This is a genomic window from Actinomycetospora chibensis, from assembly GCF_028737215.1.
Taxonomy (GTDB): Bacteria; Actinomycetota; Actinomycetes; order Mycobacteriales; family Pseudonocardiaceae; genus Actinomycetospora; species Actinomycetospora chibensis.
The window spans coordinates 13,566-26,357 of the sequence record NZ_JAQZAM010000006.1; the positions used below are offsets into that span (position 1 = coordinate 13,566).

The following is a 12,792-nucleotide window of genomic DNA, read 5'->3' on the forward strand; positions in this document are numbered from 1 at the left end:
GTGCCACGCCCGCCGCTGCCGCTCGGCACCCACGGCAACATCCACGCACAGCAGCTCGCGAACGGCTCGTTCCGAGCCTTCACGCGCTTCCGGGATCACGACGGCGTGACTCGCAAGGTGGAGCGCAACGGTCCTACCAGGGCGGCGGCGATGAACCGTCTCCGCGAGGACCTCCGCGACAGGGCCCGGCAGGACACCGCGTCGGCCCTGCGCGGCGACTCTCGCTTCAAGATCGCCACTGAGCAATGGATGGAGGCGGTCACGCTCCTGGTGGACCAGGGCCTGCGCTCACCCAGCACGGCGCAGATCTACCGGTCCACCCTCGATGTGCACGTCCTGCCGGCACTCGGGGAGCTGCGGTTGCGGGAGGTGACCGTGCCTCGGCTCGATCACTTCGTGCAGACGGTGAACCTGCACAAGGGACCGGCCACGGCCAAGCTCGTGCGGTCGGTCGTCTCCGGAGCGCTCGGTCTCGCGGTTCGGCACGGCGCGATCGCGTCGAACCCCACCCGGGAGATCGCGGAGGTCAGCGGACGACGGCGCCGGGCCGCTCGGGCACTGTCTGCCGACGAGCGCCGAGCCTGGATCGCACGGCTGGCCGGTGACGAGGACGCGCGACGCAAGGACCTCCCGGACCTGTGCGCCTTCATGCTCGCCACCGGCGTGCGGATCGGCGAAGCGCTCGCCGTGAGCTGGGAGGAGATCGAACTCGACGCCGGCACCGTCGCGATCGACTGGACCGTCATCCGGATCAAGGCTGTCGGTCTCGTGCGGAAGCGGACGAAGACGCAGTCAGGCGAGCGGAAGTTGCACCTGCCCGACTTCGCATGTTCGATCCTGCGCCGCCGGTACCTGGCCGCCGGCGGACGCGGCCCGCTCTTCCCCGACTCGCTCGGTGGGTGGCGGGACCCCTCGAACACGTTGAAGGCGCTTCGCGCGGCGCGCGGCTCGGAGGAGTTCGCCTGGGTCACGTCGCACGTGTTCCGGAAGACAGCAGCGACCGAGCTGGACGACCAGGGGCTCAGCGCACGACTGATCGCCGACCAGCTGGGCCACGCGCAGGTGTCGATGACGCAGAACACCTATCTCGGCCGGCGCGCAGTCTCGTCGGCCGCCGCCGAAGCCCTGGACCGTGCCTACCGCGACGACGAGGGGCGTAGCGGCGGGTAAGCGGTGGGCTGATCTTGGACAACTCCACAGCGGAACGCGCTGACCAGCGGGTTGGGTGGGCCCCGTGGGACTCGAACCCACAACCAACGGATTAAAAGTCCGTAGCTCTGCCCATTGAGCTAGAGGCCCGGGCCGGGGTGCGGCCGCGGGAGAAGCGTAACCGTGGCGGTGCCCCGACCCGGGGTCGACGGCCGCAGCCACGGCATCGCTGGGCCGTTCAGCGCAATTGTTGCTCCACTCGGCGACACCTCGTCGTCCATGGAGCTGTGGCGGGAACCACTCGACCGGGCCGCACACGGGCGCCCCGACGGACCTGGACGAGTGAGGGTCGGTGACCGCTCCCGGGTGCGAGACGACGTTTGTCCTGGTCAACGAGCCGCGAGCCACCGAGGACCGTCCGGGCTCCCTGACACGCCGGAGCGACGCGCCGGTCACTCGTATGACGTTGCGTAGCAGGGCGTCACCGTCCGGTGACCATCGTGGCGCGACGAGGGAAGGGGTACCAAACACTCGCAGCACCGGAGTACCTACTCCCGGTGTGCACGACCGGTGCGGTGGGACCGAGCGCTCCCTGATCCACGGCTCGATCCCGCCGCGTGCCGCACGGTTCCCCGTGGGCCCCGACGGGACGCCACCCCAGGCTTCCCGACCGCACGGAGAGGAGGCCACGACATGTCGATGGCCGTGGTCATGTCCGAGATGCCCGACCTCTGGCGCAAGGTGCTCGCCGAGCACGTGCCCGACGCCCGGGGGAACTGTCGCGAGTGCTTCCACGCCGGAGGGCGCGCCAGCTGGCCGTGCCAGACCTACCGCATCGCCGAGGAGGCGAAGTGGGTCGCTGAGGGCGGTCTGCCTGGCACGGGGCCGCACGGCCCCGGCCCGAGCCGCACCCGGCTCAGCCCCCCGGAGCCCCAGGCCGAGCGCCGGGAGGACCCGCTCGGCAGCGTCGACGCCCCGAGCTCGACCCCGTTCCCCGCGACCGGCGGCTGGCGCTCGCCGTCGACCGGCTCCTCGTCGCTGCCCTGGCTGACCGGTGAGAGCACCCCGGACGACCACCGTCCGTTCGCGGGCGACCCGCTGGCCTCCGGGTCGATGCCCGCCGCTCGCGACGACGCCACCGGGGAGCGCCCCTACGGCTCGACGTTCGACGCGCCCTACGGCGCCTCGTTCGGCATCGACGACCGGCCCCGCGCCGCGCACTAGACAACGCGTCGCCGGCCCCGAACACAGGAAGGCCCCCGGAGCGCTCCCTCCCGCCCCGGCGATGCCGGGCGTTCGGGCCCCGACTGGACGAGGGTCGGGAAACTCCGGGGGCTGGTGTCCTGCCTGGATTCGCTGGCCGCCCTGCCGCAGGATCGCTGCCTGCGGACCGGCCACTCCACGGCCTTCGAGCAGCTAGCTGACGGACACCTCACGAGTCCTGTCGTTCTTCAACGCTGGACCACCTCCTCTCCCGTGTACCGACCACGCTAGGCGCGCGCCGATCACCTCGCAAACGGCTTCCGGCACGTCCCTTGACGAGCAACCAAATGGTTGCCTATCGTCGGACAGGCAACCACTGAGTTGCGTGATCGGAGGCGTGATGGACGAGGTGTTCCGCGCTCTCGCCGACCCCAGCCGGCGGGCCCTGCTCGACGCACTGCACGCCCGCGGCGGCCAGTCGCTGCGGGAGCTCGGCGAGGGACTGGACATGTCCCGTCAGGCCGTCGCCAAGCACCTCGGGGTGCTCGAGGCCGCGGGTCTCGTCGTCACCTCGTGGCAGGGGCGGGAGAAGCACCACCACCTCAACGCCGCGCCGATCAACGACGTCGCCGACCGGTGGATCCGTCGGTACGACCGGGCGCGGGCGCAGACCCTCGCCGACCTCAAGCAGGCACTGCAGGAGAACTCCGAGGAGACCGAGATGTCCGACGACTTCGTCTACGTCACCTACATCCGCACGACGCCCGAGAAGCTCTGGCAGGCGCTCACCGACCCCGCGTTCATCGCGAAGTACTACGACGGCGGCGGGCCGACGTCCGACTGGGCGGTGGGCTCGAAGGTCCTCTGGTCGATGGGCGGCGAGGACCCGCACGACTGGGACCAGCACGTCCTCGAGGCCGACCCGCCGCGGCGGCTGTCCTTCACCTGGCACAACTACCAGCCGGAGATGCAGGAGATGTTCGGCTGGAGCGACGAGCGCCTGGCCGAGCTGCAGCAGGAGAAGCGCTCGAAGGTCACCTTCGACATCGAGCCGGCGGGGAAGGCCGTGAAGCTCACGGTCACCCACGACGACTTCGTGCCCGACAGCGAGATGCTCAAGGGCGTCTCGGGCGGTTGGCCGGCGATCCTGTCGAACCTCAAGTCGGTGCTGGAGACCGGCGAGGCGGTCGTGACCGACTGATCGTGGGGGATTTCCTCACGTTGAACGTCAGCATGGGCCCCAGGCTGACTAACCCCGAGAACGCCAGGCGGCCAGGTCGTCGGCGGAGCGGGTGTTGACGATCCGCTCCACCGGCACCTCGCACTCCTCCGCGCGCTCGCAGCCGAAGGGCTGCCAGTCGAGCTGGCCGGGGGCGTGGGCGTCGGTGTCGACGACGAACTCGCAGCCCGCAGCGAGGGCCTGGCGCAGCAGCGGGCGCGGCGGGTCGAGACGCTCGGGCCGCGAGTTGATCTCGACGGCGACGCCGTTCTCCACGCAGGCGTCGAACACCGCCTCGGCGTCGAACGTCGAGGGCGGGCGGGTGCCGCGGCCTCCGGTGACCAGGCGCCCGGTGCAGTGGCCGAGGACGTCGACCAGCGGGTGCGACACCCCGGCCACCATGCGGGCGGTCATCACGTCGCTCGGCGCCCGCAGCTTCGAGTGCACGCTGGCGACGACGAGATCGAGCTCGGAGAGCAGGTCGTCGGGGGCGTCGATGTCGCCGTCCTCGAGGATGTCCACCTCGATGCCGCGCAGCAGGCGGAACGGCGCGAGCTCCTCGTTGACCTGGGCGATCACGTCGAACTGACGGCGCCGGCGCTCGGGCGTCAGGCCGTTGGCGACGGTGAGGTTCTCGGAGTGGTCGGTGAGCACCATCCACTCGTGGCCCAGGTCGCGGGCGGTACGGGCCATCTCGAGGATGTCGCTGCCGCCGTCGGACCAGGTCGAGTGCGTGTGACAGTCGCCGCGCAGCGCGGCGCGGATGCCCGTCCCGCCCGCGACGGGTGCGGCGTGCCGGCTCTCCAGGTCGGACAGGGTCGTCGACGTCCCGCCGTCGAGGACCTCGGTCACCACCGCCGCCGTCTTCTTCCCGACCCCCTTGAGATCGGTCAGCGTGCCGGCCCGGGCGCGGGCCGCCACGTCCTCGGGGTCCAGCTCGGCGAGGCGTTCCGCCGCGGAGCGGTAGGCCTTCACCCGGTAGGTCTCGGCCCGCTCGCGCTCGAGGTAGAAGGCCACGGCGCGCAGTGCGGCGATCGGGTCACCGTCGACGGGAAGGGCGGTCACGTGCTCAGGGATACCCCACCCGAGGCGGTCGTGGGCCGCGCCACCACGCACAATCGGTGGTGAGCACTGTGATGGAGGTGGTCTGCTCGTGCGGGTGACCGGAGTCGGGCACGCGGGAATGCGCTTCGAGACCACGGGCGGCAGCGTGCTGTGCGACCCGTGGGTGAACCCGACGTTCTTCGCGTCGTGGGTGCCGTTCCCGGACAACACCCAGCTGGACTGGGACGCCCTGGGAGACGTCGACTACCTCTACGTCTCGCACCTGCACCGCGACCATTTCGACGCGGTCAACCTGCGCGACCACGTCTCGAAGGACGCCCGCGTCCTGCTGCCGGACTACCCCACCGACGAGCTCGAGAACGAGCTGCGCGAGCTGGGCTTCCGGCACTTCGTGCGCACCGAGAGCGGTGTTCCGCAGGAGCTCGACGGCGGTCTGCGGTTCATGATCACGTCGTTGAAGGGGCCGGGTGACGGCCCGATCGGCGACTCCGCGCTCTCCCTCGACGACGGCACGGCGCGGATCGTCGACCAGAACGACGCGCACCCGCTGGACATCCCGAAGCTGCTGGAGTTCGGCGCCTACGACGCGCACTTCACGCAGTTCTCCGGGGCCATCTGGTGGCCGATGGTCTACGACCTGCCCAAGGCCGCGAAGCGCGAGTTCGCCCGCCGCAAGCGCATCGGCCAGGAGGACCGGGCGATGCGCTACATCCGCGAGGTCGGCGCCCCGCACATCTTCCCCACGGCGGGCCCGCCCTGCTTCCTCGACGACGAGCTCTTCCGGTGGAACGGCCTGGGCTACGAGGGCGTCGAGGACGAGTCGATCTTCACCGACCAGTGGGAGTTCCTGGGTCGGATGCGCGAGCTCGGCCAGGAGTCCGGGTCCTCGCAGCAGGGCCACCTGCTCCTGCCCGGCACGACCGCCGAGATCGGCCACGGCACCGTGGACGACCTCACGCACCCCGTGTCGGACGCCGAGATCGAGACGATCTTCCTCGACAAGGAGCGCTACCTGCGCGACTTCGCCGAGCGCGCCCGGCCCGCGATCGAGGCGCAGAAGGCGCAGTGGGCGGCGCCGCAGCCGGACATCCTGCGCCAGCTCAAGGAGTGGATCGAGCCGCTGATGAAGCGCGCCGACCACATGTGCGACGGCATCGGCGGCCCGGTCCGGATCGACCTGCACGGCATGCCCGACGACACCCCCGGGGTCGACGAGGACGGCACGCTGTCGCTGGCGTTCGACTTCACCGCCCGCGAGATCCGCATCTACAACGGGGAGCAGGCCCGGTACCGCTGGGGCATGCCCGCGACGCTCGTGCAGACCAACATCGCCACCGGCGAGGTCGACTGGTCGAACTCGCTGTTCCTGTCGGTGCGCTTCACCGCGACGCGCGTCGGCCAGTACAACGAGTACCTCTACACGTTCTTCAAGTGTCTGTCCGAAGAGCGGATGGACTACGTCGAGAACTGGTACGACGCGCAGAACGACGACGGACGCGACATCGAGCTCGACGGCTGGGCGGTGCAGGCGCGCTGCCCGCACCTGTCCGCGGACCTCTCGAAGTTCGGCGCCGTCGACGGTGAGGTGCTCACCTGCACGCTGCACAACTGGAAGTTCAACCTCCGGACCGGTCGGTGCCTGACGTCCGCGGGCCACGAGATCCGGGCGCAGAAGCTGGGAGACTGAGGTCGTGCTCCGCATCGGCCCCCTCGCGCTGCCGACGCCCGTCGTGCTCGCGCCGATGGCCGGCATCACCAACGTGGCGTTCCGCCGCCTGTGCCGCGAGCAGGGCGCGGGGCTCTACGTCTGCGAGATGATCACCGCGCGGGCGCTGGTGGAGAAGCACCCCGGCACCGCCGAGATGATCGCGTTCGACCCGGACGAGACGCCGCGCTCGATGCAGCTCTACGGCGTCGACCCCGTGACGATCGGCCGCGCGATCGACCGGATCGTCGACGAGGACCTCGCCGACCACGTCGACCTCAACTTCGGCTGCCCGGTGCCCAAGGTGACGCGACGCGGCGGCGGGGCGGCGCTGCCCTACAAGCGGCGGCTGTTCGAGTCCATCGTGGGCACGGCCGTCGCCTCGGCGGCCCGGGGCGGGCTGCCGCTGACGGTGAAGATGCGCGTCGGCATCGACGACGAGCACGTGACGTTCCTGGACGCCGGGCGCATCGCCGCCGCGGAGGGCGCCGCCGCCGTCGCCCTGCACGCGCGCACCGCGGCGCAGCGCTACTCGGGCCACGCCGACTGGGACCGCATCGCCGCGCTGCGCGAGGCGGTGCCCGCGGACGTGCCGGTGCTCGGCAACGGCGACATCTTCGCCGCGACCGACGCCGTGGCCATGATGGAGAAGACCGGCTGCGACGGCGTCGTCGTCGGGCGCGGCTGCCTCGGGCGCCCGTGGCTCTTCGGAGAGCTCGAGGCCGCGCTGGCCGGCCGCCCGATCCCCACGCCCCCGCGCCTCGGCGAGGTCGCGGCGGTGATGCGACGCCACGTCGAACTGCTCATCGCCCACCACGGCGAGCGCAAGGGCGTGCGTGACTCCCGCAAGCACATGTCCTGGTACCTGCACGGCTTCGCCGTCGGCTCCGAACTGCGCCGCGAGCTCGGGATGATCGACGGGCTGGACCGTCTCGACGAGCTGCTCGCGCAGCTCGACCCCGACCTGCCGTTCCCGCCCGACGCCGACGGCCCGCGGGGCCGGCAGGGCTCGCCCGGGCACGTGACCCTCCCCGAGGGATGGCTCGACGACCCCGAGGACGACACCGTCCCGGTGGGTGCCGACGTCATGCACTCCGGCGGCTGACCCCTCACCGGGCGCTACTCCTCGTATCGACGCACGGCATCACGTCGACCACACGTCACGGCCGGCATGCGGGTGCCCGCCACGACCACCGTCGCGGGCGACTCAAGGTGGGCCGAACGTGTCGGTACGGGATCCGTCTACGCAGCGTCACGTGCGCCGGACGAGCGAAGTTGGCGGCGACGCGGCGAAGGACCGTTACAGGTTCATGATCGAGGGCGACACTAGAGGCAGGAACGGAGGTGATGTGTGTGCGCTTGGCCGGGCTGCTGCCGGGACGCGGGACCGTGGCGACGACAACCGCGGAGCCGATGCTCGACTCGGGGGTCGTGACGCCCACCGCCCACCCCATCCCCGACCAGGGCTCCGTCACCTGCGGTTTCCCCACCTCGCCGATCGTCGGGCTCGACGCGGTGCCCTCCGACACCCAGCCCGGGGCATCGACCCTCGCCGGCCGGTCCGACCAGGCACGGGCCCACGAGGCCGCCGCCGAGGTCCTCGCCGACCGCGGCGACTGGCGCCGGGCCTACCAGCACCTCAAAGCCGCGGTCTCGCTCGTGCGGGACGAGCGGACGACGCCGGACGAAGTGCCCGATCAGTTACGCCTCGAGGTCGATCGTCTCCGGCGCGAGCGCGCCGAGGCCCGCGAGCAGAGCCGTCGGGACAGCCTCACCGCCACCTGGAACCGGCGCTATCTCGACGAGCGTTTGAGCACGCTGCGTGGTGATGGCGTCGACTCCCCCGCCTGCGTCGCGCTGGCCGACGTCGATCACTTCAAGAGCGTGAACGACACGCACGGGCACGCCGTGGGCGACCGGGTGCTGCGCCGCCTCGTCGACCTCGTGAACGAGGAGCTCCCCGCCGAGGGCTTCTGCGCGCGCTACGGCGGCGAGGAGTTCGCGCTCGTCCTGCCCGGGCTCGCGCCGGCCGAGGCGGTCCGCGTCTGCGAGGAGGCCCGCGCGCGGGTCGACGCATACCCGTGGCACGAGCTCGCCGACGACCTGCGCGTCACGGTCAGCGTCGGCGTCGCGTGCCTGGACGCCGGCGCGCACCCCGGCGCGCCCGGCCTCGACGCCGCCGACGCCCTGCTCTACGTCGCCAAGCGCGCCGGCCGCAACGCCGTGGCCTACCGCGACGCCGACGACGGCACCGTGCGGCTGGCCGGAGCGGCTGCCGCCCGTCGCGGGATCGCCGCCGCTGCCCGCGGCGCGTTCCCGACCCCCTGACCGCTCCGACCGCTCACCGGGCGCCTCGCCGCCCGGAGCGCGACCGGATCGCCCGACCGCTGCGGCGCTGAGCCGGAACCGAGCACGGCGATGCCCGAACGGGTGTGCCGCTTCCCCCGGTCGTGTGGCGCCCGTTGTGCTCCGGTCACCGCGTGGCGTACCGGCCCCGAGACCGTCGGGGACCGGCCCGGCCGTAGTATCCCGCTGCTGACCAGCACATGTTCCGGCTGCCCGCCCGAGATCATCAGCCCTAGGAGATGCGTGACCGACGACCGCGCCGGCGACCCGGCCCGGGGCTCCCGCCCCGGGGTTCCCGGGTCCGACGTGGTCCGCCCTCCCGCGGCGCGCACGGGCCCCGCGTCGGCGCCGTTCCGCATCCCGGTCGCGACGCCGACAGCCCAGGCCGGGCGGCGGCCGACGATGGTGCCGCTGACCCGCAAGCGCGGGCCGCGACTCGGTCTCCGCCCGCCCGGTGCCGGGCTCGTGACCGCGCCGTCCGGCACCCCGTCGCCCGGCACCCCGTCGGCGGGCATCCCGTCGCCGGCCGCGGCCAAGGCGCCGTCCACACGGGGTCCGGTCGACGCGGTGACGCTGCCCGCGGGACGCCTCCCGGCGGGCACGACACCGCCCGCGCCGCCCGGGTCCCCGCCCGGCCCAGCGGTGCCGGTGAGCCCCCCGGCCGCGCCGGTGGCCCCTGCGCCCCGGCGCCCGTCCACCCCCGCCGGCCCCGGCCCTGCCGTCGTCCCGCCCACCGTGGCGCCCGCCTCCCCGGCGGCCCCGGCCCGGCCCGACGCCGTGCGACCGGCCGAGCCGCCTGCGCCCGAGGAGCCCACGGAGCCGGAGGCGGACGAGCCCCGGGCCCCGGAGCCCGAGGCCGCCGCGGCGGAGTCGCCCGCGGTCCGTCACGTCCGTGCCGCGGCGGCGACGAGCGAGGCCGCGCCGCGCCGCCCGGCGGCCACCGAGGCCCGCGCGGGCGAGACCGAGTGGGCCGCGACGTCGGCGGTGCTGGCGTCGGTGGGCTCCCGCTTCACCACGTGGCGCCGGCGGTGGACCTGGCGCCGGACGGCACGGCTGCTCACCGCGACCTGCGCGGTCCTCGTCGTCGTCGTGTGCGGGCTCGGGTGGGGCGCGGCGTCGTGGGTCGAGGCCGCGGTGCGCCAGATCGGGGCGCTGGACCCGAACTCGTCGGCGATCCAGAACGCCGCCGCGCAGGCCGGCGACCAGAACTTCCTCGTCGTCGGCTCGGACAGCCGCGCGGGGGCGCCCCCGTCGGAGGACGCCGGCGACACCGCCGGCGTGCCCGGGGCCCGCACCGACACGATCATGGTCGTGCACGTCCCGGAGGACCGGTCGACGGTCACGGTGGTGTCGTTCCCCCGCGACCTCGAGATCACCCGGCCGGCGTGCGAGCGCTGGGACCCCGTCTCCGGCGCCTACTCGCCCCAGATGCTGCCGCCGACACCGCGCGTGAAGCTCAACTCGGCCTACGCCGCGGGCGGGCCGCGCTGCGTGACCCGCGCGATCCAGGAGCTCTCGGGCCTGGCGATCAACCGCTTCCTCGGCATCGACTTCCAGGGCTTCCAGGGCATGGTCGACGCCGTGCGCGGCGTGCCGATCTGCGTGGAGCGCCCGGTGCGCGACTCCGTGCTCGGCACCGTCATCCCCCAGGCCGGGCCCACCGTCCTGAGCGGGCAGCAGGCGCTCGACTACGTCCGCGCCCGCCACGTCGAGGGCGACCCGTCGAGCGACTACGGCCGCATCCAGCGCCAGCAGCGGTTCCTCGGCGCGCTGCTGCGCTCGGTGCTGTCGGCGGGCACGCTGCTCGACCCCAGCCGTCTCGAGGGGCTCGTCGAGGCCGTCTCGCGCTCCACGTTCGGCGAGAACATCGGCTCGGACCAGCTGCTCGCGCTCTCCCAGTCGCTCGGGAGCCTGGACCCGCGCACGGTCAGCTTCGTCACCGTGCCGACGACGGGGCTCGCCAACGACCGCGGCAACGAGGTGCTCCGCCGCGGCGAGGAGCGAGCCATGTTCGACGCGATCATCGGCAATGACCCGCTACCCGGCAGCGGGGCCCCGGCGCCCGGCGTGCCGGCCACGCCCGTGCCCGCCCCGGCACCCGCCGACATCCGGCTCGTGGACGCCCGCTCACCCGCCGAGGACCGCGGTGACGACGGGGGCGAGGACGGCGGCGACGAGGGTTCCGCCTCGGACGGACCGTCGGCCGAGCGTGTGGCGGACCGGCTGCGCTCCGCCGGCTTCGTCGTGACCAGCGACGACGGGGGCTCGTCGTCGGGCGGGAGCGGGACGACGATCCGCTACTCGCCCGACCAGGCCGCCGCCGCGTCGGCGCTGGGCGCCGCCGTGCCGGGCGCCCGGCTCGAGCCCGGTGGCTCGGGGCGCAGCTCGCTGACCCTGACCCTCGGCGACGACTTCGACGGCGAGGTCCGCTCGGACACGGCCGGGGACGGAGCGACGCCGTCCGCGCCGGTCAACCCGACGATCACGGCCGCCGACGCCTCCTGCGCCTGACCTGGCGGCGTTCATCCCTGGTTCATGCCGTCGTCGGACGGACGACCGGCCGTCCGCGTACGTTGCGCGACATGCGCACGGCCTACAACGAGAAGCTCGCCGCCCTCTCCGAAGAGCTCGCCGAGATGTCCCAGATGGCCGGCGAGGCCATGAAGAAGGCGACGACCGCCCTGCTCGAGGGCGACCTCGACCTGGCCGAGGAGGTCATCTCCTCCGACACGAAGATCGACGCCCTGCGCAGCCAGGCCGAGGAGCAGGCGTTCGGCCTGCTCGCTCTCCAGGCCCCGGTGGCCGGCGACCTGCGCTCGGTCATCGCCGCGATCCACTCGGCGGGCGACCTCGAGCGGATGGGCGACCTCGCCCTGCACGTCGCCAAGGCGGCGCGCCGTCGCCATCCGGCCAAGGTGCTGCCCGAGGACGTCGCCCCCTACTTCGCCGAGATGGGCCGCGTGGCGCTCGACCTGGCCCAGGACGCCCGCCAGGTCATCCTCACCCGCGACGTCGAGCTCGCCTTCACCATGGAGTCCGACGACGACGCCATGGACGACCTGCACCGCCACCTGTTCACCCTGCTGCTGAGCAAGGACTGGCCGAGCGGTGTCGCGCCCGCCATCGACGTGACCCTCCTGGGCCGCTTCTACGAGCGCTTCGCCGACCACGCCGTGGCGGTCGCCCGCCGCGTGGTCTTCATGGTCACGGGCAAGATGCCCAACACGCCCGAGGCCTGACCGCCCGGCCGCACACACACGAGAGCCCCTCCCGCACGGTAGGGGAGGGGCTCTGTGCGTGAGGGGCTCCGTGCGCGGTGGGACCGTCAGCCGAAGCGGCCGGAGATGTAGTCCTCGGTGGCCTGCTCGCGCGGGTTCGAGAAGATCTTCTCGGTATCGTCGATCTCCACCAGCTTGCCGGGCTTGCCGGTGGCCTCGAGGTTGAAGAAGGCCGTCTGGTCGCTCACCCGCGCCGCCTGCTGCATGTTGTGGGTGACGATGACGATCGTGTACTCCTTCTTGAGGTCCCCGATGAGGTCCTCGATCGCCAGCGTCGAGATCGGGTCGAGCGCGGAGCACGGCTCGTCCATCAGCAGCACGTCGGGCTGGACGGCGATCGCGCGGGCGATGCACAGACGCTGCTGCTGACCGCCGGAGAGGCCGCCGCCCGGCTTGTCGAGCCGGTCCTTGACCTCCTTCCAGAGGTTCGCCCCGCGCAGCGAGGCCTCGGCGACCTCGTCGAGCTTCTTCTTGTCGCGCACGCCCTGGAGCTTCAGGCCGGCCACGACGTTGTCGCGGATCGACATCGTCGGGAACGGGTTGGGGCGCTGGAAGACCATGCCGATGGTGCGCCGAACGGCCACCGCGTCGGCGTTGCGGGCGTAGATGTCCTCGCCGTCGAGCAGCACCTCGCCGTCGACGCGGGCGCCGGGGATCTCCTCGTGCATCCGGTTCAGCGTCCGGAGCACGGTCGACTTGCCACAGCCCGACGGGCCGATGAACGAGGTGACGCTGCGCGGCGACACCGAGAGGTTGACGTCCTGCACGGCGTGGAAGTCGCCGTAGAAGATGTCGACGGCCTTCAGGTCCAGTCGCTTGGCCACGGT

The 12,792-nt window shown here is 72.7% G+C and carries 10 protein-coding genes and 1 tRNA gene; 8 read left to right on the forward strand and 3 right to left on the reverse strand.

Annotated elements, in window-relative coordinates:
• The gene (locus PH189_RS10500) at nt 1–1,170 is read left to right on the forward strand and encodes a tyrosine-type recombinase/integrase (protein ID WP_274188735.1); all 1,170 of its coding nucleotides are present in this window, start codon (nt 1–3) and stop codon (nt 1,168–1,170) included.
• 56 nt (nt 1,171–1,226) lie between these two features.
• Here the strand turns inward: PH189_RS10500 and PH189_RS10505 are convergent.
• A tRNA-Lys gene (locus PH189_RS10505) sits at nt 1,227–1,299 on the reverse strand.
• A 543-nt stretch (nt 1,300–1,842) separates the two neighbouring features.
• Between PH189_RS10505 and PH189_RS10510 the strand changes: the two genes are divergently transcribed.
• Nucleotides 1,843–2,373: a hypothetical protein gene (locus PH189_RS10510; RefSeq protein WP_274188736.1), complete on the forward strand. Its 531-nt coding sequence runs from the start codon at nt 1,843–1,845 to the stop codon at nt 2,371–2,373.
• A 379-nt stretch (nt 2,374–2,752) separates the two neighbouring features.
• Entirely contained in the window at nt 2,753–3,553 is an 801-nt protein-coding gene (locus PH189_RS10515; RefSeq protein ID WP_274188737.1) for an ArsR/SmtB family transcription factor, read from the forward strand.
• Between the two features lie 48 nt (nt 3,554–3,601).
• Here PH189_RS10515 and PH189_RS10520 read toward each other — a convergent pair whose 3' ends face one another.
• Entirely contained in the window at nt 3,602–4,636 is a 1,035-nt protein-coding gene (locus PH189_RS10520; protein WP_274188738.1) for a PHP domain-containing protein, read from the reverse strand.
• Nucleotides 4,637–4,724: 88 nt separating this feature from the next.
• Here PH189_RS10520 and PH189_RS10525 point away from each other — a divergent pair, with 88 nt between their 5' ends.
• From PH189_RS10525 to phoU, 5 genes are all read left to right on the forward strand, one after another.
• On the forward strand, nt 4,725–6,323 hold the full coding sequence (locus tag PH189_RS10525; RefSeq protein WP_274188739.1) for a Rieske 2Fe-2S domain-containing protein: 1,599 nt from the start codon (nt 4,725–4,727) through the stop codon (nt 6,321–6,323).
• Between the two features lie 4 nt (nt 6,324–6,327).
• A complete protein-coding gene (gene dusB, locus PH189_RS10530; protein WP_274188740.1) occupies nt 6,328–7,446 on the forward strand; it encodes a tRNA dihydrouridine synthase DusB in 1,119 nt (372 codons plus the stop codon).
• 284 nt (nt 7,447–7,730) lie between these two features.
• A complete protein-coding gene (locus tag PH189_RS10535) occupies nt 7,731–8,669 on the forward strand; it encodes a GGDEF domain-containing protein (protein WP_274188741.1) in 939 nt (312 codons plus the stop codon).
• Between the two features lie 261 nt (nt 8,670–8,930).
• On the forward strand, nt 8,931–11,198 hold the full coding sequence (locus PH189_RS10540) for an LCP family protein (protein WP_274188742.1): 2,268 nt from the start codon (nt 8,931–8,933) through the stop codon (nt 11,196–11,198).
• 71 nt (nt 11,199–11,269) lie between these two features.
• Entirely contained in the window at nt 11,270–11,926 is a 657-nt protein-coding gene (phoU, locus tag PH189_RS10545; protein ID WP_274188743.1) for a phosphate signaling complex protein PhoU, read from the forward strand.
• 86 nt (nt 11,927–12,012) lie between these two features.
• On the opposite strand, the gene pstB is transcribed toward phoU, so the two are convergent.
• A complete protein-coding gene (gene pstB, locus PH189_RS10550; protein ID WP_274188744.1) occupies nt 12,013–12,789 on the reverse strand; it encodes a phosphate ABC transporter ATP-binding protein PstB in 777 nt (258 codons plus the stop codon).
• Nucleotides 12,790–12,792 lie beyond the last annotated feature (3 nt).